We start from the raw sequence: 20664 nt of genomic DNA, 5'->3' as shown, positions 1-20664 counted from the left end.
GATCGCTATGAGTGCACCCACCGTCGACTTGATGGACTATGCCGATGTCATCGACCGGTTCGAGCCGGTGCTCGGCATGGAGGTTCACGTCGAGCTGAACACCGCGACGAAGATGTTCTGCGGTTGCCCGACCGAGTTCGGAGCGGCTCCGAACACTCAGGTGTGCCCGGTGTGCCTCGGTCTGCCGGGGTCGCTGCCGGTGGTCAACGAGCAGGCCGTGGAGTCGGCGATCCGGATCGGGCTGGCGCTGAACTGCTCGATCACCCCGTGGGGCCGATTCGCGCGCAAGAACTACTTCTACCCGGACCAGCCGAAGAACTACCAGATCAGCCAGTACGACGAGCCGATCGCCACCAACGGGCACCTCGACGTGGTGCTCGACGACGGCAGCATCTTCCGCGTCGAGATCGAGCGCGCGCATATGGAAGAGGACACCGGCAAGTCGACGCACGTCGGCGGCTCGACCGGTCGCATCCACGGCGCCAGCCACTCGCTGCTGGACTACAACCGCGCGGGCGTGCCGCTGATCGAGATCGTCACCAAGCCGATCACCGGCTCGGGGGAGCGGGCACCGGAGGTCGCGCGCGCCTACGTGACCGCGCTGCGTGAGGTGTTGAAGTCGCTCAACGTCTCCGACGTCAAGATGGAGCAGGGCTCGCTGCGCTGCGATGCCAACGTCTCGCTGATGTCCATCGGCGCAACCGAATTCGGCACCCGCACCGAGACCAAGAACGTGAACTCGCTCAAGAGCGTCGAGGTCGCGGTCCGCTTCGAAATGCGCCGCCAGGCCGCCATTCTGGCCGACGGCGGCTCGATCGTGCAGGAGACCAGGCACTTCCACGAGGCCGACGGCACCACCGCGCCCGGGCGCCGCAAGGAGACCGCCGAGGACTACCGCTACTTCCCCGAGCCCGACCTGGAACCCGTTGCGCCCGAGGAGGATATGGTGCAGCGGCTGCGCGGCACCATTCCGGAGTATCCGTGGCTGCGCCGGGCCCGCATTCAGGCGGACTGGGAGCTGTCCGATGAGGTCATGCGCGATCTGGTGAACGCGGGCGCGCTGGATCTCATCATCGCCACCGTCGACGCGGGCGCCCCGGCCAACGAGGCCCGCTCCTGGTGGGTCGCCTACCTCACCGAGAAGGCCAAGGAGCGTGAGGTTTCCCTGGAGGAGCTGCCCATCACCCCGGCCCAGGTGGCCGAGGTGATCAAGCTCGTCGAGTCGAAGACGGTGAACAACAAGGTCGCCAAGCAGGTTGTCGACTTCGTGCTGGCGGGTGCGGGCGATCCGGCGAAGATCGTCGAGACCAAGGGCCTCGGCATGGTCAGCGACGAGAGTGCACTCAAGGCCGAGGTGGAGAAGGCGCTGGCAGCCAATCCCGATATCACGGAGAAGATCCGTTCGGGCAAGGTGCAGGCGGCGGGCAAGATCGTCGGTGACGTCATGAAGGCCACGCGTGGTCAGGCGGACGCGGCGCGGGTGCGTGAACTCGTGATCGAGGCCTGTGCCTGAACCAACGTAACTGGACCGGTCCCGAGGGACCGGTCCAGTGTCGTATCGGCCTAGTCCGGACCGGTGCTCTGCGACGGCGGCGGGATCTTGATCACGCGATCGTCGAAGGGGCCGTGATTGTCGTCGTTGTTGACCGTGGTCGCCCAGATGGTGCCGTCACCACCGGGCGCGGCCCCGCCGAGCCTGCCGTACTTGTCCTGCACGATGAGGGTCGGTGCGGCGGTCACCGCATGCGTGGTCGCGTCCGGACTCGCGATCGCCAGCGCCTTCGCCCCCGACATCGCGATCGCCACCACATCGGGCCCCGCCGCACAGCCGCCGACGCCCGGTCGGTCCGGCCAGGTCCACGCGGTGGTGACGGATCCGTCCTTGGCCAGGCGCTGCAGGCGGTCCTCGGTCGGGGTGCGGTCGGTGATCCAGACGCTGTCCTTGCCGTCATCACACAGGTCGCCCGCCGTGCCGATGCCGGAGACCACGACCTCCGCATTCGCGCCCGGCGCGGGGGAGTTGATCCGCAGCACCTTGCCGGCCAGTGACGACGGCGTGCTGGCCAAACCGGGATTGCCCGCATTGCCGGTCAGCACCAGCAGTTCGGTCGGCGAAACGAATTCCAGCGCACCGTGATTGCCGACGGACCCCTTCGGAATGCCGGTCAGGATTTCCTTCGGCGGGCCGTTCTCGGCGATGCGGACCACCCGGTTGTCGGACGGGGTGGTGATGTAGGCGTAGATGAGGCCGTCCTCGCGGTAGGTCGGCGAGAGTGCGATATCGGTGATGCCGCCGTCGCCCGAGCCGTCCACGTCCACTTGGCCGACCAGGATCGGCGGCGACTGCGGATCGCTCGCATCCACCGCGACGGTCTTGAAGATGCGTCCGGTGCGCCGCTCGGCGACCAAGGCATCCTCGCCGAGGCCGATGATGCCGCCGGTGGAGTCCAGGCAGGTGGTCACCACATTCGGGTCCGGATCGATACAAGGCCCGGTCGGACGGGGGCGCTGCGAGGGGTTCTGCTGCGGCGATTTGGGTTCGGCGGGGCTGAAGGTCGGTTCGGGTGTGAAGGGGCTGGAGGCGGAATCGTCGAACCGAGCGCAGCCGACCATCAGGACGGAGCCCAGCGCCAGGCTCAGGGCGATTCGGCCCGCGACAACCAAACTCATGGTTCAGACGTTACGGAAACCGCGGCCGATGTGCTGCTCCGGGTCGATAAACGGACACGCCGTCGCCTGGACACCGCCCGCCGGCGCGTGCGGCGGCATAGGGTATCGACCGTGACCGAGAAGCCCAAAGACACATCCGCGCCCATCGCCGAGGGCACCGCATCGCCCACGGGTGAGCAGTCGGCGGTGTCGTCCTCCACCGGTCGTGGCGTGACCAGTCCCTACGATTTACCCACCGGCGAGATGCCCCGACTGCACTCCGATACCGCGCCGCGCGGCCCCGAGTTATCCAAGGACGTGCCGCGCACGGACGAGGAGCTGGGTCTCGACCCCGAAATCCCGTCGGTCGGCGAACAGGCCAGGGCGAACGACCCCACGTACGCGTATGCCAGCATTCCCCCCGCCCCGGGCGCGGGCGGTCCCGGCGAGCCGAGCCGCCCCTTGCGCCGCCGCAACGGTGACGCTCGCCGCGGCACCCTCGACCTCGGGCTGTTCGTGCTGCGTCTGGTGGTCGGCGGCACCTTCATCTACCACGGTCTGCAGAAGCTCACGGGCTGGTTCAATGGGTCCGGCCTGGACGGCACCCGCGACATGATGGCCGGGGGCGGCTGGGACCACGCGACGCTGTCGACCATCCTCGTCATCGCCGGCGAAGTCGGCGGCGGTGGACTGCTGGTACTCGGCCTGGCCACCCCATTGGCCGCGGGCGCGGTGCTCGCCGTGATCCTCGACGCGTGGATGTGGAAGCAGGGCATGATCCCCGGATTCCAGTACAAGTCCGGAGTCAAGAGCGGCGTCGAACTCGAGTCCATCCTCGCGGGCACCGCTGTCGTCCTGCTCCTGACCGGTCCGGGCCGCCTGTCCTTCGACCGCAACCGCGGCTGGGCCACCCGCCCCGCCTTCGGCTCCTTCGCCGTGCTGATCCTCGCGATCGCCGCCGCCATCGGCACCTGGTACTGGCTGCACGGCGGCAACCCGCTAACTGGCATCGGCCCCTTCAACTGACCTTGCCGCACAACGCAATTGGTGCCCCTCGCCCACGGTGAGGGGCACCGCTCGTCTCATGGCGCTCGGACTTCAAGCGGCGTCCCACCTCGAACGAGATGGGACGCCGCTTGTCGTCAGAACCGGATCAGGGCACCTGGCGAACCGCGCCCTTATCGGCCGAAGTGGCCAATGCGGCGTAGGCGCGGAGGGCCGTGGTGACCGGGCGGATGCGGTCGACCGGCTGCCAAGGGCGTTCGGAGGCATCCATTTTCGCGCGCCGCTCAGCCAGGATCGCATCGTCTACCAGCACCTCGAGGGTGCGGGTCTTGACGTCGATGCGGACCTGATCGCCGTTCTCGATCAGGCCGACGGCGCCGCCCGCGGCCGCCTCGGGGGACATGTGCCCGATCGACAGACCCGAGGTGCCGCCGGAGAACCGGCCGTCGGTGATCAGCGCGCACTCCTTGCCGAGGCCCGCGCCCTTCAGAAATGCGGTGGGGTGCAACATCTCCTGCATCCCGGGACCGCCCTTGGGGCCCTCGTAACGGACCACGATCACATCGCCCGGTTTGATCTGCTTACCGAGGATCGCCGAGACCGCCGCCTCTTGGGATTCGACCACCACGGCCGGCCCCTGGAAGGAGAACAGCTCCTCGTCGATGCCCGCGGTCTTGAGGATCGCGCCGTCGGGAGCGATATTGCCGCGCAACACAACCAAGCCACCCTCGACGGTGTAGGCGTGCGCCTTGTCGCGGATGCAGCCGCCCTCGGCGTCGGTGTCCAGCGACGACCAGCGGTTGTCCGTGGAGAACGGCTCGGTGGTACGCACACCGCCCGGCGCGGCGTGGAACAGTTCGAGCGCTTCCTCGGATGCCTTGCCGGAGCGGATATCCCAGTTGTCGAGCCATTCGTCGAAGCTCTTGGTGTGCACCGTGGTCACGTCGGTCTCCAGCAGACCGGCGCGGCGCAGCTCGCCGAGGATGGCCGGGATGCCACCGGCGCGGTGCACGTCCTCCATGTGGTAATCGGAGTTGGGCGATACCTTGGACAGGCACGGCACCAGGCGGCTGATCTCATCGATCGTCTCCAGATCGAAGTCGATCTCACCCTCCTGCGCGGCGGCCAGGGTGTGCAGCACCGTATTGGTGGAGCCGCCCATCGCCACATCCAGTGCCATCGCGTTGCGGAAGGCCTTGGCATCGGCCACATTCCGGGGCAGCACCGAGTCGTCGTCCTCGCGGTACCAGCGGTTGGCGATATCGACGATCACCGTGCCCGCCCGCTCGAACAGCGCGTGGCGGGCCTGATGCGTGGCCAGCGTCGACCCGTTGCCGGGCAGTGCGAGTCCCAGCGCCTCGGTGAGGCAGTTCATCGAATTCGCGGTGAACATGCCCGAGCAGGAGCCGCAGGTCGGGCAGGCGCTGCGCTCGACCTCGGACAGCCCGTCCTCGCTGACATTCATATTGGCGCTGGCCGCGATCGCGGTGATCAGATCGGTCGGTGCCTGTGCGACACCGCCGACGACCACGGCCTTCCCGGCCTCCATCGGCCCGCCGGAGACGAAGACGGCCGGAATGTTCAGGCGCATAGCGGCATTGAGCATGCCGGGAGTGATCTTGTCGCAGTTGGAGATGCACACCAGCGCGTCGGCGGTGTGCGCGTTCGCCATGTACTCGACCGAATCGGCGATGATCTCGCGCGAGGGCAGCGAATAGAGCATGCCGCCGTGGCCCATCGCGATACCGTCATCGACCGCGATGGTGTGGAACTCCCGTGGTACGCCACCCGCGGCGCGCACCGCGTCGGCGACGATCTCGCCGACGTTCTTCAGATGTACGTGGCCCGGCACGAACTGGGTGTAGGAGTTCGCGATGGCGACGATCGGCTTACCGAAGTCGGAGTCGGTCATACCGGTGGCGCGCCAGAGCGCGCGAGCGCCCGCGGCATTGCGGCCGATGGTGGTGGTGCGTGAGCGAAGCGGTGGCATGTGTGGATCCTCGGGAGGTCGCGGGAGGCTGATGTGCGACTACGCAGATCTCGCCCGGCGGCACCGGGCGAAATCGACGGCCACCCACGTTACTCCCGCGGGTGCGCGGGACGACGTGCGGCCGCTGGCCGTCGACGGTGCGTTATCGCTGTCGGTCCGTGTTCGGGATGATGTCGCCGCGAGGGTGCTCGTCGGCGCGGACGGTGTCATCGGTCGTGTCGGTTCCGGCACCGTCGGTATTCACAGGTCCGGTGAGCGGGGGACGGGGATTGTCCGTGCGACGCGCTCACCGGATCGCGCATCCGTCAGCGAGCGTACCGGCGGCGGCCGCGTATCCCCGCCGCTGGTAACCGCTACGAATCGGAGTCTTGTGCCTCGGTCTCGGCGGCAGGTGCCTCGGTCTCGCTCTTCTTCGCCTCGGCCTCGCGCGCCTCGTACTCCGCCTCGCGCGCCGCGGCCTCCGCCGCGAACAGGTCCGGAATCCGGCCGTTCGCCGCGCGGATCAGATCGCGCAGCCGGTCATAGCTGACCGCGGGCAGTTTCACCTCGGTGTCATCGGTGAGCCGCGCCCGCACGAACCCGCGCTTGGGAATACTGACCCCCGCGATCTGCGCCCAATCGAGATGTCGCGAGCCGAAAACCGTGCGCAGCTCGAGCCCGTCCTCGGACACCGTGGTGCGCGTGCGCGCGATCCACACCGCCGCCGCGACCGGGATCAGTAGCAGCCACCACAGCGCGATCGGCCAGCCGACGAAGGCGAAGAAGACGCAGAACAGCAAGACGAGCACACCGAGGTAGGCCATCTGGGTAATACGGATGACCTGCGCCGTCTGCTTCGGCTCGGACGCTTCCGGCGCGCTACCCGTCGCCGATCCCGACTCGGGCGTGTGGGACGATTTAGCCGGTGGCACGGACTGATGCGGTGATGACACACCACCATCCTCGCATCATGGTGAACGGACTCGAGCACCCGCTCTGTCTCACATAATGAGACCTGTTTGACTGATCGACTCGCGCACACATACCGTCGAGCGCGTGAATCGAAACGAGTTGCTCGTAATCGGCCGGCGCGTCCAGCGTTGAGCCTGACTACCTGAGTCGAATACGTCAGCTCGCGTTGCGACGCGCCACCCTCGAACAGCCACGGCTGTCGGGGGCTTTTTTGTGTTCGGACATTGTCCGCGCAGGTGGCGCTCGCAAGGCACCGCGTGCACAGCAGTGTTGTCCGGGGTCAGAACAACAAGCAGTTAGGAACCAAGACGGTGAGCGCACCTACCGCCCGGCCAGGGCCTTCGGCCCGTAGGCCGGCGCCTGCGGCCAACCAGCCGCCCGCTGGCACTCCGATGAACGCGGCGAACCGCCGCCAGGTCCCGCCCGAGCGGGTCACCGGCGCGCAGTCCGTCGTCCGCTCGCTCGAAGAGCTCGGCGTCGATACGGTCTTCGGTATTCCGGGCGGCGCGATTCTCCCGGTCTACGATCCGCTGTTCGATTCCACCAAGGTTCGCCACGTCCTGGTCCGGCACGAGCAGGGCGCGGGTCACGCGGCCACCGGCTACGCCCAGGCCACCGGCAAGGTCGGCGTCTGCATGGCCACCTCCGGTCCCGGCGCGACCAATCTGGTCACCCCGATCGCCGACGCGCAGATGGACTCGGTCCCGATCGTCGCCATCACCGGCCAGGTCGGGCGCGGCCTGATCGGTACCGACGCATTCCAGGAAGCCGATATCTCCGGCATCACCATGCCGATCACCAAGCACAACTTCCTCATCACCGAGGGCATCGACATCCCGCGCATCATCGCCGAGGCGTTCTACCTGGCCGCTTCCGGTCGTCCGGGCGCGGTGCTGGTCGATATCCCGAAGGACGTGCTGCAGGCGCAGACCACCTTCAGCTGGCCGCCGGAGATGCGGCTGCCCGGCTACCGTCCGGTCACCAAGCCGCACGGTAAGCAGGTGCGCGAGGCCGCCCGGATGATCCAAGAGGCCAAGCAGCCGGTGCTCTACGTCGGCGGCGGTGTGATCAAGGCCGACGCCTCGCCGCAGCTGCTGGAACTGGCCGAGCTGACCGGCATCCCGGTGGTCACCACCCTGATGGCGCGCGGCGCGTTCCCCGACAGCCACCAGCTGAACATGGGCATGCCCGGCATGCACGGCACCGTCGGCGCGGTCGCGGCGCTGCAGAAGTCCGATCTGCTGATCACCCTCGGCGCGCGCTTCGATGATCGCGTCACCGGTCAGCTGGACTCCTTCGCGCCCGACGCCAAGATCATCCACGCCGATATCGACCCGGCCGAGATCGGCAAGAACCGGCACGCCGACGTCCCGATCGTGGGCGACTGCCGCGAGGTGATCGTCGAGCTGATCGAAACGCTCAAGGCCGATCCCGCAGGCACACCGAAGCTGGACCTCACCGCCTGGTGGAACTACCTCGACGGCATCCGCAAGAACTACCCGCTCGGCTGGACCACCCCCAGCGACGGCTCGCTCTCGCCCGAATTCGTCATCGATGCACTGGGCCGGCTGGCCGGACCCGACGCGATCTACTGCGCGGGCGTCGGTCAGCACCAGATGTGGGCCGCGCAGTTCATCAAGTACGAAAAGCCGCGCACCTGGCTGAATTCCGGTGGTCTCGGCACCATGGGCTACGCCGTGCCCGCCGCCATGGGCGCAAAGATGGGCATGCCGGACAAAGAGGTGTGGGCGGTCGACGGTGACGGCTGCTTCCAGATGACCAACCAGGAGTTGGCCACCTGCGCCGTCGAGGGTGTGCCGATCAAGGTCGCGCTGATCAACAACGGCAATCTCGGCATGGTCCGCCAATGGCAGACCCTGTTCTACGAGGAGCGCTACTCCAACACCGATCTCGGCACGCACACCCTGCGCATCCCCGACTTCGTCAAACTCGCCGACGCCCTGGGCTGCCACGGCATTCGAGTCGAGCGCGAAGAGGACGTGGAGGCCGCGATCCGGGAGGCCCAGTCCATCAACGACCGTCCCGTGGTGATCGACTTCATCGTCGGCAAGGACGCCCAGGTGTGGCCGATGGTCGCCGCGGGCACCGGTAACGACGAGATCATGGCCGCTCGCGGCATCCGCCCGCTCTTCGACGAGGACGAGCAGGCTTCCGAGCCCGCCGTCATCCATGAGGCGATGTTGCACGATAAGAACAAGGGGTCTCAGGAATGAGTACGACACACACCTTGAGTGTGCTCGTCGAGGACAAGCCGGGCGTGCTAGCTCGGGTCGCGGCGCTGTTCTCCCGCCGTGGCTTCAATATCGAGTCGCTGGCGGTCGGCGGCACCGAGCTCCCCGAGATCTCGCGCATGACCATCGTCGTCACGGTCGAGGACCTGCCGCTCGAGCAGGTCACCAAGCAGCTCAACAAGCTGGTCAATGTCATCAAGATCGTGGAGCAGGACGCCGACTCCTCGGTCGCCCGCGAACTGATCCTGGTGAAGGTGCGTGCCGACGCCAGCGTGCGGACCCAGGTCATCGAGGCGGTTACGCTCTTCCGGGCGAAGGTGATCGACGTTTCGCCGGACGCGCTCACCGTCGAGGCGACCGGAACCCGGTCCAAGCTCGACGCGCTGCTGCGGATGCTCGAGCCGTATGGCATCCGGGAGATCGTGCAGTCCGGTGTGGTGGCCGTGGGACGTGGCCCCAAGTCGATCACGGCTACGCGCTAACCGAACAACTTCCAAGCCTAAGAAGAAGAACGAGAAGGGAATCCACCAGTGGCAGTCGAGATGTTCTACGACGACGACGCCGACCTGTCGATCATCCAGGGCCGCAAGGTCGCTGTCATCGGCTACGGCAGCCAGGGCCACGCGCACTCGCTGAGCCTGCGCGACTCCGGCGTCGAGGTCCGCGTCGGCCTCGCTGAGGGTTCGAAGTCGCGGCCGAAGGCCGAAGAGGCCGGTCTGACCGTCGGCACCCCCGCCGAGGTCTCGGCATGGGCCGACGTGATCATGGTGCTGGCCCCCGACACCGCGCAGGCGTCGATCTTCACCAACGACATCGAGCCCAACCTGAAGGATGGCGACGCGCTGTTCTTCGGCCACGGCCTCAACATCCACTTCGGTCTGATCAAGGCTCCGGCCGACATCACCGTCGCGATGGTCGCCCCCAAGGGCCCCGGCCACCTGGTCCGTCGTCAGTTCGTCGACGGCAAGGGCGTGCCCGCCCTTATCGCGGTCGATCAGGACCCGAAGGGCGAGGGCCAGGCGCTGGCGCTGTCCTACGCCAAGGGCATCGGCGGCACCCGCGCGGGCGTCATCAAGACCACCTTCAAGGAAGAGACCGAGACCGACCTGTTCGGTGAGCAGGCCGTGCTCTGCGGTGGTACCGAAGAGCTCGTGAAGACCGGTTTCGAGGTCATGGTCGAGGCGGGCTATGCGCCGGAGATGGCGTACTTCGAGGTGCTGCACGAGCTCAAGCTGATCGTTGACCTGATGTACGAGGGCGGCATCGCCCGGATGAACTACTCGGTCTCCGACACCGCCGAATTCGGTGGCTACCTGTCGGGCCCGCGGGTCATCGACGCCGACACCAAGAAGCGTATGCAGGACATCCTGCGTGACATCCAGGACGGCAGCTTCGTCAAGCGTCTCGTCGCGAACGTCGAGGGCGGCAACAAGGAGCTCGAGGGTCTGCGCAAGGCGAACGCCGAGCATCCGATCGAGGTCACCGGCGCCAAGCTGCGCGGTCTGATGAGCTGGGTCGACCGGCCGATCACCGAAACCGCGTAATACGCGCGAACACCACAGTGGCCCATCCCGATTTGCTTGGGGATGGGCCACTGTTGTTTCGGCGGGTCGGCCATGCCGCAGTCGCGCATTTGCCGCTGCCGCGTACCTGAGCAAAATCAGCCTCGACCGGAGATCGTGATCGAGGAGTCTCGAACCAACGCCATAGTGGACCTCTGTGTTTGCGGGGTTCGAGGCCGTTCCGGATCGGCGTTTCTGGTCGGGATTCGCGGAAAACCGATACTTCTGGAGATACCGTCTGTATCCGATTCTAGTTGCATGGGTACTCCCAAATCGCAGGAAGGATCGGAAATCGTGCGCATCCGGATATTTGGATTGGCCGCAGCTTTGACGGGAACCCTCATTGTGGTCGTCGGCGGGACGATCGCCGCACCACACGCATGGACGCAACCGGCCGGGGAGAAATCGGTCGCGGAGGCCGGTGATTTCTACCTTCCACCGCCATCGCTTCCGGATGGGCGGGGCACCATAGTTCGCGCCGAACCGGCGCAGGTGGCAATGGGAATGGTCCCCGCCGCGGCGACGCGCCTCATGTACGTCAGCAGCGATACTCACGATGCGCCTACGGCGGTGGTAGGCACGTATCTGCAGCCGAACGTGCAGTGGACCGGCCCGGGCGAGCGGCCGCTGGTCGCGTACGCGGGCGGTACCAAGGGACAGGGCGATCAATGTGCGCCCTCGAAGTTGATGTCGCAGGTCGTCCAGGTCCAGCCTCCGTTGGACATAATCTTCGAATACGATCTGGTGGCAATCAGTTCGCTGCTCAGCCGCGGTATAGCGGTAGTGGTGACCGACTACCACGGCCTCGGTACGCCCGATGTGCATGACTATCTCAACCGGAAAGCGCAAGCGCACGCGGTACTGGACTCCGCGCGCGCTGCGCTGCAGTTGCCCGGCACCGGCCTCAACCCCGGCACGCCGGTCATTCTCTACGGGTATTCGCAGGGCGGTATGGCCTCCGCCGGTGCGGCCGAACTGCAATCGAGCTACGCCCCCGAGGTGAATGTGCGCGGCGCCTACGTCGGTGGGCCGGTGGTGGACGACGAATACTTCATCGGATACAACGACGGCCGCGCCGATATCGCACCGGCATTCGCCTGGATACTCAACGGCATTGCCGCCGACTACCCGGAAACCCGCCCGGTGCTCGACGCCGAACTCAACGACATCGGCAAGGCGATCTTGGGCGAAGCCCAGGGCAAATGCGCGGTCCCGTCCGGACTTGCCCAGCAGCATCGGCTTACGTCCGAGTGGACCACCAGCGGAGAACCGCTCACCGCCGTTATCGATCGGTCCCCGGCGTTGAAATCGGCGTTCGCCGAGCAGCGTATCGGCACACTCACCCCGGCCGTGCCGGTACTTGCCGCCTCGGCCACGAACGACGAGGGAGCGCCATTTGTGCCGGTGCGTGAAATGGCCGCCGGTTGGTGTGGTAGCGGCGTGCCCGTTCAGCTGGAATCGAACGCCGAAATTCCCCCCGTATCCGGACTCGTGGGCACCCACGTGATGGCGTTCTTCCCGTCACTGGCGGCCTCGCAGCAATGGTTGACCGATCGGCTTGCGGGCATGCCCGCACCGTCCAACTGCGCCGCGCTGCCGTAGAACTGCGATTTCGGTGCGTAATGCCCGGCGGCGGGCCGGTCCCAGGGCCGAAACCCGCCGCCGGGCACACTGATCGAGTATTGGATTCGATCTCCGGGCCGCAGCACCCCCTGGGCGCGGCTGGATTCACTCCTCGGCCAAGGAAATCCGCCAGGTCAGAAAGAGATTTCGAAAGATCGCCGCCTGGCGGCGCAGACATAGCTATTCTGGAGCGACAGTTCTACCGCAACGGATTTCGGCGGCCACTCTCTATCTATGTTGATCTGTTGGATGCCGAGGCGCCTATGTCGATCTTCGAGAGTACGGAAAGACGCGACCCCAAGCGGTATCTGTGGATACTGGGGTTGATCGCTCCGATTTGCTCGGTGTTTCCTTCACAACTGGTGGCCCGTACGGGCCTGGAAATGTTCTGGTGGATCGGTCCGATCATTGTGCTCGTGGTGATCCCGCTGCTGGACTGGGCGATAGGCAATGACGGGAGCAATCCGCGCGACGAGGACTACGAGGCCTTGTCCAACGATCGCTACTACCGGTGGTGCACTTACCTTTTCCTGCCGCTACAGTTCATCGGCCTGCTCATCGCGGGTTTTCTCTGGTCCAGATCCGCATTGAGCATATCCGACAAGCTGGGTTTGGCCGTGACGCTCGGATTCGTGTCGGGCATCGGAATCAACGCCGCCCACGAACTCGGCCATCGAGTCGAGCACCTCGAACGCTGGCTGGCGAAAATCGCACTGGCGCAATCGGGTTACGGGCACTTCTTCGTCGAGCACAACCGCGGCCATCACGTGCGCGTCGCGACACCGGAAGATCCGGCCAGTGCCCGATTCGGCGAATCACTGTGGGCGTTCCTGCCGCGCAGTATGATCGGCGGCTTCCGCTCGGCCCTCGTTTTGGAGCGTGAACGACTGTCCCGCAGCGGAAAGCGCTGGTTCAGCCGGGACAATCATCTGCTGCAGGCCTGGTCGATGAGTGCCGCGCTGTTCGGCACGCTGATCCTCCTCTTCGGGCCTATGGTGATCCCGTTTCTGGCGCTACAGGCGCTGATCGGCGCGGGGCTGCTCGAGACGGTGAACTACGTCGAGCACTACGGACTGCTCCGCCCGCGCGGTCGCAATGGCCACTACGCGCGCTGCTCCCCGCGCGACAGCTGGAATAGTGACCGTCTGGTCACGAACGTATTCCTGTTCCATCTACAACGCCACAGCGACCACCACGCGAACCCCGGCCGCCGCTACCAGACCCTGCGCAGCACTGAGGAGGCGCCACAGTTACCTGTTGGCTATGCCAGCATGATCCTGCTGGCCATCATCCCGCCGATCTGGCGCGCGGTCATGGACCGTCGTGTCCTGGCCCACTACGGCGGCGATATCACCCTCGTCAACGCCAAACCCCGAACCAGACGTCAGCGCATCTCCCCTCGCTCCGCCGGATACATGCGCTGACCGCCGCATCGGCGGGGCTGGCTACTCGCCCGTAGCATCCGATCGAGGTCACCGGCGCCAAGCTGCGCGGTCTGATGAGCTGGGTCGACCGGCCGATCACCGAAACCGCGTAGGTTTCCCGGGATGTGAAGGGCCCGTCCGCCATTCGGTGAACGGGCCCTTCGCCGTATCACCCCTGATAGGGCTCCACGGCGAATTCGACCTGGCCGGATTCACCGAGATGCGCGCCGTTGACGGTGACGGTGCTCTCGAAAGTGCCGAAGCCCGGTTGGAAAATGGACGATTTGGGGTCGCTGATCCAGTTGCCGGGACCCGTCGCATGGACGGTGCGCGATCCGGTTTCGCCGGTATCGACGTTGCGCCACTGCAGCGTCACGTCGAGGGCGCAGGCGCCGACGCCGATGATATTGGTATTGACCGTGAACGAGGCCGAACTCGGGTATCCCGGGCCGTGCACCGAGGAGTCGACCACCGCGATACACGCGCCGTTGGTGAGCGAGTAGATGGTCTGAAACTTATCGCCGGACGCGGCGGACGCGGGGGCGGCGACTGTGAGCAGCGCCGCCGCGGCGATGACACCGGTCGCGGGTAGGGCAAACACACTGGTGACTGATTTCATCTGAACCTCTGTCGAGTCGGAATGATCATGTCCGGTGCTGCGGCTCGAACCTTACTCGTCGCCGTGATCTGCGGCGCGATGTCGCTCACACCGCCGGTATCGGCAGGTCTGACTACTCGCCCGTAGCGGCGCGGGTGCCTACTGTGCTCGGGGACAACGGAGTCGGAACCATCGTCTGCCGAACAGATCGTGAGCCGTGACCATCACATCCACCACCACAGCCTCCGTCCCGAGCCCGGCATCAGCCGGGCGACGCTCCGAGGCGATCCACCGTTTTCTCGTCAAACCGGACGACGCTGGCATCACGGGTTCGGTCGACGGCGGCAAGCTACTCGAATGGATCGACAAGGTCGCCTACGCCGCGGCGGCCCAGTGGAGCGGTCGGTACTGCGTGACCGCCTACGTCGGCAACATCCACCTCGACCGGCCGATCGCGGTCGGTGAATTGGTCGAGTTGCACGCGAATCTCGTGCACACCGGCCGCACCAGCATGCACATCCTCGTCAGCGTCTATTCGTCCGATCCCACCCGCCGCAAGCCGGTCCAGACGGCACAGTGCCTGACCATCTTCGTCGCGATCGATGACAACCGGCGAACCGTCGAAGTGCCGCAATGGAATCCGTCGACCATTCTCGAGCAGCAGCGGCATCGGCAAGCGCGGGCCCGGATTTCGGTGCGCAAACGTATCGAAGAGGCGATGGCCGCGCAGCACTACACGGCCGAGGGCACCGCGCCGAGCGCCACACTGCGATTCCTGTCGGCACCGTCGGATATCAACTGGGGCGGCAAAGTACACGGTGGTCGCACTATGGGCTGGATCGATGAGGCGGCCTACGTCTGCGGCGCCGATTGGGTCGGCCAGCAGGTCATCACGTCCTACTTCGGCGGGATCCGCTTCTACCAGCCGATGGTCATCGGTCACATCGTCGAGGTCACCGCTCGACTGATCCACACCGGACCGCGCAGCATGCACGTCAGCGTGCACGTGACCGCCACCGACACCCACTCCGACCAACCGGCGCTCGCCGCGCACGGGCACGCCGTCGTGGTGGCAGTCGAGAACAACGGCAAGGCGCGCTCCGTTCGCCAGTGGACCCCGGTCTCCGACGAAGACCGCGCACTCGACGCACACGCCCGCCACCTCATCGAACTGCGCGCCGAGGCGGAGCCGTTCACCATGGCCAGTGACTTGCCTGCGGACGCTGAACCCAATTACTTCCGCGCACCCATGCCGTGAGTCGTCGCGGCGGGTCCGTCGGTGTTCGCGGCTTGTAGTCAGCGCTCGGTGTGGGCCTGATTACCGGGGTTGAGCGGACTCTCAACTATTGTGCTTGTGGCCGAAAATACCGTGCGCCGAGCATATTCAGGGAATTTTCGGCCGGCAAGCCAACGGCCGGCACCTGTGTGGTGCCGGGCCGTTGTGCAGCGCGATCAGCTGCTGCCGAGGGCTCCACGCGGGAACAGATGGCGGGGGACGCGCCACGGATCGTCCCACCGGTTGTCCCAGCGATCGCAGTCGTCCCAGCGGCCGGGGGAGTGGCTCCAGTTGTCGAAGAAGTCGGGGCGGTCGCAGTCCCAGCGGTCGTGCCGGACATCGGTGACACTGGGACCCGAGCCGACCGGATCGGCCGAGGCCGGAACCGCCAGCGCGGTCAGGGGGATCGCGACAATCGCGCCGGCGACGGCCACACGTGCCATCCTCCGGCGGGGAGCGGACTTGCTTGTCGAGAACAACGTCAATCCTTCCTATCTGCGGCGAACTGCGCGTTCGCCATCCCCCACTGCCCATTCACCCTCTGCCGCATTCGCCTGAAAGGCCAGAGCTCGCACGGGATTCGAGGGAAGAATCAGCCTTTGGAATGACAATTCCCCTAGCCCGCGACATATCGGCCTCAGGGTTCGTATAGCCCGCTAACGCATCGGCCGCCCTCACCGCCGCGATTCCGCCGCTCTAGACTTGCTACCGATGAGTAAGTTCTTTGGCTCGGTCGACGACGTGACGCGGCGGCTCACCGACGCCGGATACCTGCCCTCCACCGATATCGCCACCGCGGTCTTCCTCGCCGGTCACCTGGGCAAGCCCCTGCTGATCGAGGGACCCGCGGGCGTCGGCAAGACCGAGCTGGCCAAGGCGATCGCCACCGCGACCACCTCCGACCTCGTGCGCCTGCAGTGCTACGAGGGCATCGACGAGGCCCGCGCCCTCTACGAGTGGAACCACGCCAAGCAACTGCTGCGCATCACCGCCACCGATAACGAAGGCTGGGACAGCACCCGCGACCACGTCTTCACCGAAGAGTTCCTGCTGCAACGTCCGTTGCTGGCCGCAATCCGTAACCCGCATTCGACGGTGCTGCTCATCGACGAACTCGACAAGGCGGATGTAGAGCTCGAGGGCCTACTGCTCGAGGTGCTCGGCGACTTCCAGATCAGCATCCCGGAACTCGGCACCGTCACCGCCCTGCGCAAGCCCTTCGTCATCGTCACCTCGAACGCCAACCGCGAACTCTCCGAAGCGCTGAAACGACGCTGCCTCTACCTCCACATCGACTATCCGACAGCGGAATTGGAACGGGCGATCGTGCGGCTGAAAGTGCCGGAGCTGGACGAGACGTTGGGGGAGCCGGTGGTTCGCGTTGTCGGCGCGTTGCGTGAGCTGTCGCTGCGGAAGGCGCCGTCCATCGCCGAAACCGTCGATTGGGCAAGGACTCTCGTCGCTCTGCGTGCCCGCAACCTCACTGGCGCGGTCGTGCGCTCCACCTTGGGCGTCCTGCTCAAGTACCAAGCGGACCACCGCATCGCGATCGAGCGCCTCGAATTGCCCGAGGCCCGTGAAGGCCAAGCGTCATGACGGCGACGCTGGGCATCCATTCCTATCCTGATTCAGCGGGATCCCGCGGATTCGGCTCAGGAATTGGCGCTCGAAGCGATCACATCGAGTCGCCTTTTATGACATCGCGGCGCGGACCGATCCGGGCGGAGTCGTGTCGTGACCACTCGTAGCACACGCGGCACTGCGCAGCCTCCCGCCGACGCGATGACCGACCGCCTCGTCGAGTTCGTCGGCCTCCTGCGCGACCACGGAATCGCCGCTGGCCCAAGCGAAACCATCGACGCCGCGGAAGCGATGCTCGCCCTCGGTCTCGCCGACCGCAACCGCTTGCGTTCCGGCATGGCCGCCTGCCTACTGCGCCGCAACGGCCAACGCGCCGTCTTCGACCAACTCTTCGACCTCTACTTCCTGACCCCGGATCAGCCTCAGCTCTCGTCGACGCCGGAATCCATTGACGCACTCCGTGATCGCGTGGTTTCCGCACTCGCCCAAGACGATCGCGCGGCAACAGCCGACCTCGCCCGCCAAGCCCTCACAGAACTGGGCGCGTACGGGGGAGCGGGCACCGGCCAGACCTCCGCCCCCGTCACCACCGCCTCCGGCGCAGGCTGGTCCTCCTACCTGACCATGAAATCCCTACGGCCAGAGGACCTCATCGCCCGAATCGTCGCAGGCATGGGCGGCAACAGCGACCTCGACACCACCGTCCACACCATCGAAGCCAACCGCCGCCTCAACGCTTTCCGCACCGCCGTCCAAACCGAGGCCCGCCTACGCTCCGCCCAACTCCGCGGCACCGAATACATCGCCCGCCGCGGCGTCCAATCCAGCACCGACCAAGTCGACTTCCTCGGCGCCCGCGAACAAGACCTAGCCGAAATGCGCCGCCTCGTAAACCCTTTGGCCCGCAAACTCGCCACTCGCCTAGCCGCCCGCCGCCGCAAATCCGTCCGCGGCCAAATCGACATGCGCCGCACCCTGCGCCGCTCCATGGCCACCGGCGGCGTCCCGATCGCCCCCGTCCTCCGAGCCCGCAAACACGGCCGCCCCGATCTCGTTGTCCTAGCCGACCTTTCAGGCTCCGTAACCGGCTTCGCGGAATTCACATTGCAGCTGGTCCAAGCCTTGCAAGACCAATTCAATAAGGTCCGCAGCTTCGGCTTCATCGACACCTGCGACGAAATAACAAGCTTCTTCACCCCCGGCGAACCGCCCACCCCCGGCACGGCCGCCCGAATAGTCCGCAACTCCAACGTAGCCCGCTTCGGCAGCAGCAACTACGGCGAAGCCCTCCAAGGCTTCGTAGACAACTACCTCGACGCCCTCGGCCCGCGAACCTCGTTGTTGATCCTCGGCGACGCTCGAACCAACCGCACCGACCCCAATCTCGCTGCCCTGCAAGCGATGTCCGACCGAGCCAAGCACGCGTACTGGCTGAACCCAGAGCCCTCCCGCTCCTGGTCCACTGGCGACTCCGCAGCAGATGTCTACGCCGAGCGCATCACCATGCACGAATGCCGCAACGTCAAACAGCTAGCCGAGGTAATCGCCCGCCTCTTGCCTACCTGACCAGGCAATAAGATCCTGATAGTCACGGTCATCGGCCGCAAATTCGGCCGCGAATACGCCAAACCTGTCGGCTACGCCGAACACAACGGCCACATGCTCATCGGTACCGCCGCCAACTGGCGCCGCAACCTACGACCAGGTACGCCGGTCCGTATCCGGCTACGCGGCAAGGACATCCAAGCCGTCCCGGAAATAGTCGCCGACGGCCTCCAAGCAGCTGCCCTCTACCGCACAATCCTCACCCACAACCCAACCCACGGCCGCTTCGCTGGCACCGCCCTCGAACCGGACGGTGGTGTAAACCTCACCGATCTACGCCGCGCCCTATCGAACGGCACCGCAGTTGTCCGCCTTCGCCGCGCGGCGGCCGCAGCGGCCAGGTTCGAGCGTATCCTGAGTCCGAATCACGGGAGCTGCGATGTGTAACAACCGTCCGCAATCCTCGGATCTCTGGCTAGAGGTCTCGGCTGGATTTGTTGACGCAGTGGGGTGGATATGGCAGAAGAGTGGCAGTTCGACGTCCCGACGACGGGCAGCAAGTTCCTGCCACCCGACGCCAGATATATGGAGGCCCTGAGCAGCCAGGGATACGGATTCGAAGCCGCCATCGCCGACCTCGTGGACAACTCCATCGACGCAGGCGCCAAGGATGTGGTCATCCATTTCCTACGCGACGGCGACGCCCTCGTCAGCTTGTTGGTAATCGATGACGGACGTGGCATGACCGACGAGGAGCTCGACGTCGCGATGACGGTCGGCGGTCGACATCACTACTCGCCTACTGCCCTCGGCATGTTCGGCACCGGCCTGAAATCGGCGTCGCTCAGCCACGCGGCCGCAGTAACCGTAACCAGCAGAACCCGCAAAACCAGGCCCGCAGGCCGACGTTGGGTAATGGAACGAGCCGTCACCGGCTTTCAATGCGACATCGTCGAACCGCGGTACGCCCAGACGCTGATCGACCGCTACCAAGACTGTCCGATCATCTGGCAGGGCACGGTGATTCGCTGGGATGGCGTCAAGAACTTCCCTCAGCACGGCGGTGGTGGACAAACCGATCGCTACCTGCATCGCACCATCAACAAGCTCGGCCTGCACCTCGGCTTGCAGTTGCACCGCTTCCTCCTGCGTGACGACTTCAACATCACCATTGCTGTCGAGGACATCCGCTCCCGCGATGTATACATGAACTTCGGTGTCGTACCGCTCAATCCGTTCGGCTACCCGGTCACTGGTCACCGGGACTATCCCCGCACCTTCGTGGCCGAGGTCCCGTCGATCGGCAGGGTTGAACTGACCGCCCACATCTGGCCGCCGAAATCCTCACTGGACGAATACAAGTCCGTTGGGTCGGTGCTGGAGCGCCAGGGCTTCTACTTCTATCGCAACGGTCGCATCGTTCAGGCGGGCGGCTGGAACAACGTCCGCCAGCCTGAGCCATATCTGTCGCTGGCCAGGGTCGACGTCGACCTGCCCGCAGACGCGGGTGACGTCTTGCGACTGAGCGTGAAGAAAGAAGGTGTCGAGGCCACACCGGAATTCGCGTCTGCGGTAGAACGCGCACAAGACGCGAGCGGTCGCGCTTTCACCGAATACATCGCAGATGCCCAGCTGACGTACCGAGAGGCGCGGAAACGATCAGGCACCCAACGTAAGCCGGTGATCCCACCGGGCACCGGATTCGCCCCGGCGGTCAAGGAATCCATCGAAGAAGAGCTGCCGATCCTGCCCGGTGAACAGCCAATCGCCGCCCAGTGGCGCAAACTAGCAGGTGACGTCTTCTTCGACATAGACCGCGACACCCGAACCATCGCACTCAACCGACGCTACCGCGCCGCCATCCTCGGTGGCCGCGGAGGAACCCTCAACGACGCCCCACTGCTGAAGTCGCTCATGTACTTTCTCGTGCACGACATCTTCGAAACGGAATTCAGCGGCCCCCGAGTCAAGGACAACCTCCAACTCTGGCAATCCGTCCTCGTCTCGGCCGCCCGAGCCGAGCTTAACCAGCTCGACGACGAGTCAGGAGAATCCGGATGACCGAAGGGGGAGCGCTGCGCATCGCACTGCATGGCGCGGTGCTTGCGGATATGGGCGGCAGCAGGCCGAAAAGGCTGGCCAAGGCGATGGCCTATCAGGCCGAGGACATGCCGCCCGAGGTTGAAGTCCACGCTCATGAGGACGATT

17 protein-coding genes and 1 pseudogene are annotated in these 20664 nt (G+C 65.7%); 13 read left to right on the top strand and 5 right to left on the bottom strand.

Annotated features, from left to right (window positions below; translation table 11 throughout):
• The first annotated feature begins 7 nt into the window (after positions 1-7).
• On the top strand, positions 8-1513 hold the full coding sequence (gene gatB, locus OG874_RS24635) for an Asp-tRNA(Asn)/Glu-tRNA(Gln) amidotransferase subunit GatB (protein WP_330249505.1): 1506 nt from the start codon (positions 8-10) through the stop codon (positions 1511-1513).
• A gap of 50 nt (positions 1514-1563) precedes the next feature.
• Here gatB and OG874_RS24630 read toward each other — a convergent pair whose 3' ends face one another.
• The gene (locus OG874_RS24630) at positions 1564-2670 is read right to left on the bottom strand and encodes a PQQ-dependent sugar dehydrogenase (protein ID WP_330249504.1); all 1107 of its coding nucleotides are present in this window, start codon (positions 2668-2670) and stop codon (positions 1564-1566) included.
• 111 nt (positions 2671-2781) lie between these two features.
• On the opposite strand from OG874_RS24630, the gene OG874_RS24625 reads away from it, so the two are divergent.
• On the top strand, positions 2782-3675 hold the full coding sequence (locus tag OG874_RS24625) for a DoxX family protein (RefSeq protein ID WP_330249503.1): 894 nt from the start codon (positions 2782-2784) through the stop codon (positions 3673-3675).
• A gap of 127 nt (positions 3676-3802) precedes the next feature.
• On the opposite strand, the gene ilvD is transcribed toward OG874_RS24625, so the two are convergent.
• The gene (ilvD, locus tag OG874_RS24620) at positions 3803-5644 is read right to left on the bottom strand and encodes a dihydroxy-acid dehydratase (protein ID WP_330249502.1); all 1842 of its coding nucleotides are present in this window, start codon (positions 5642-5644) and stop codon (positions 3803-3805) included.
• A 353-nt stretch (positions 5645-5997) separates the two neighbouring features.
• The gene (locus tag OG874_RS24615; protein WP_330249501.1) at positions 5998-6576 is read right to left on the bottom strand and encodes a PH domain-containing protein; all 579 of its coding nucleotides are present in this window, start codon (positions 6574-6576) and stop codon (positions 5998-6000) included.
• A 330-nt stretch (positions 6577-6906) separates the two neighbouring features.
• On the opposite strand from OG874_RS24615, the gene OG874_RS24610 reads away from it, so the two are divergent.
• The 6 genes and pseudogenes from OG874_RS24610 to OG874_RS44825 form a co-directional block, all read left to right on the top strand.
• Positions 6907-8829 (top strand): acetolactate synthase large subunit, encoded by a 1923-nt coding sequence (locus OG874_RS24610; protein WP_330249500.1) that lies wholly within the window; start codon positions 6907-6909, stop codon positions 8827-8829.
• Positions 8826-9329, top strand: a complete 504-nt coding sequence (gene ilvN, locus OG874_RS24605) for an acetolactate synthase small subunit (RefSeq protein ID WP_330249499.1) — start codon at positions 8826-8828, stop codon at positions 9327-9329. Before OG874_RS24610 ends, ilvN begins: the two co-directional genes overlap by 4 nt.
• Positions 9330-9389: 60 nt before the next feature.
• On the top strand, positions 9390-10391 hold the full coding sequence (gene ilvC, locus OG874_RS24600; protein WP_330257399.1) for a ketol-acid reductoisomerase: 1002 nt from the start codon (positions 9390-9392) through the stop codon (positions 10389-10391).
• Between the two features lie 276 nt (positions 10392-10667).
• A complete protein-coding gene (locus OG874_RS24595; protein WP_330249498.1) occupies positions 10668-12011 on the top strand; it encodes an alpha/beta fold hydrolase in 1344 nt (447 codons plus the stop codon).
• Between the two features lie 284 nt (positions 12012-12295).
• Entirely contained in the window at positions 12296-13456 is a 1161-nt protein-coding gene (locus tag OG874_RS24590) for an alkane 1-monooxygenase (protein WP_330249497.1), read from the top strand.
• 35 nt (positions 13457-13491) lie between these two features.
• A pseudogene (locus OG874_RS44825) lies at positions 13492-13569 on the top strand (hypothetical protein); the annotation flags it as partial.
• 56 nt (positions 13570-13625) lie between these two features.
• Here the strand turns inward: OG874_RS44825 and OG874_RS24585 are convergent.
• Entirely contained in the window at positions 13626-14075 is a 450-nt protein-coding gene (locus tag OG874_RS24585) for a hypothetical protein (protein ID WP_330249496.1), read from the bottom strand.
• Between the two features lie 196 nt (positions 14076-14271).
• Between OG874_RS24585 and OG874_RS24580 the strand changes: the two genes are divergently transcribed.
• A complete protein-coding gene (locus OG874_RS24580; protein ID WP_330249495.1) occupies positions 14272-15312 on the top strand; it encodes an acyl-CoA thioesterase in 1041 nt (346 codons plus the stop codon).
• A 194-nt stretch (positions 15313-15506) separates the two neighbouring features.
• Here the strand turns inward: OG874_RS24580 and OG874_RS24575 are convergent, their stop codons facing one another.
• Positions 15507-15764 (bottom strand): hypothetical protein, encoded by a 258-nt coding sequence (locus OG874_RS24575; protein WP_330249494.1) that lies wholly within the window; start codon positions 15762-15764, stop codon positions 15507-15509.
• 277 nt (positions 15765-16041) lie between these two features.
• Here OG874_RS24575 and OG874_RS24570 point away from each other — a divergent pair, with 277 nt between their 5' ends.
• From OG874_RS24570 to OG874_RS24555, 4 genes are all read left to right on the top strand, one after another.
• Entirely contained in the window at positions 16042-16926 is an 885-nt protein-coding gene (locus OG874_RS24570; RefSeq protein WP_330249493.1) for an AAA family ATPase, read from the top strand.
• Between the two features lie 138 nt (positions 16927-17064).
• A complete protein-coding gene (locus OG874_RS24565; RefSeq protein ID WP_330249492.1) occupies positions 17065-18477 on the top strand; it encodes a vWA domain-containing protein in 1413 nt (470 codons plus the stop codon).
• A gap of 93 nt (positions 18478-18570) precedes the next feature.
• Positions 18571-18903 (top strand): hypothetical protein, encoded by a 333-nt coding sequence (locus OG874_RS24560; RefSeq protein WP_330249491.1) that lies wholly within the window; start codon positions 18571-18573, stop codon positions 18901-18903.
• Positions 18904-18972: 69 nt separating this feature from the next.
• On the top strand, positions 18973-20517 hold the full coding sequence (locus OG874_RS24555) for an ATP-binding protein (protein WP_330249490.1): 1545 nt from the start codon (positions 18973-18975) through the stop codon (positions 20515-20517).
• Positions 20518-20664: the final 147 nt, after the last annotated feature.

This window comes from Nocardia sp. NBC_00565 (genome assembly GCF_036345915.1).
Taxonomy (GTDB): Bacteria; Actinomycetota; Actinomycetes; order Mycobacteriales; family Mycobacteriaceae; genus Nocardia.
The sequence above is the reverse complement of the archived record's forward strand: the minus strand, read 5'-3'. Positions and strand labels throughout refer to the sequence as shown.

Bases quoted from the DNA above. Each gene is read 5' to 3' on its own strand.
- OG874_RS24595 (WP_330249498.1), top strand. From the start codon at position 10,668: ATGGGTACTCCCAAATCGCAGGAAGGATCGGAAATCGTGCGCATCCGG.
- OG874_RS24560 (WP_330249491.1), top strand. From the start codon at position 18,571: ATGCTCATCGGTACCGCCGCCAACTGGCGCCGCAACCTACGACCAGGT.
- ilvD (WP_330249502.1), bottom strand. From the start codon at position 5,644: ATGCCACCGCTTCGCTCACGCACCACCACCATCGGCCGCAATGCCGCG.
- OG874_RS24630 (WP_330249504.1), bottom strand. From the start codon at position 2,670: ATGAGTTTGGTTGTCGCGGGCCGAATCGCCCTGAGCCTGGCGCTGGGC.
- gatB (WP_330249505.1), top strand. From the start codon at position 8: ATGAGTGCACCCACCGTCGACTTGATGGACTATGCCGATGTCATCGAC.
- OG874_RS24555 (WP_330249490.1), top strand. From the start codon at position 18,973: ATGGCAGAAGAGTGGCAGTTCGACGTCCCGACGACGGGCAGCAAGTTC.
- ilvC (WP_330257399.1), top strand. From the start codon at position 9,390: ATGTTCTACGACGACGACGCCGACCTGTCGATCATCCAGGGCCGCAAG.
- OG874_RS24570 (WP_330249493.1), top strand. From the start codon at position 16,042: ATGAGTAAGTTCTTTGGCTCGGTCGACGACGTGACGCGGCGGCTCACC.
- ilvN (WP_330249499.1), top strand. From the start codon at position 8,826: ATGAGTACGACACACACCTTGAGTGTGCTCGTCGAGGACAAGCCGGGC.
- OG874_RS24590 (WP_330249497.1), top strand. From the start codon at position 12,296: ATGTCGATCTTCGAGAGTACGGAAAGACGCGACCCCAAGCGGTATCTG.
- OG874_RS24585 (WP_330249496.1), bottom strand. From the start codon at position 14,075: ATGAAATCAGTCACCAGTGTGTTTGCCCTACCCGCGACCGGTGTCATC.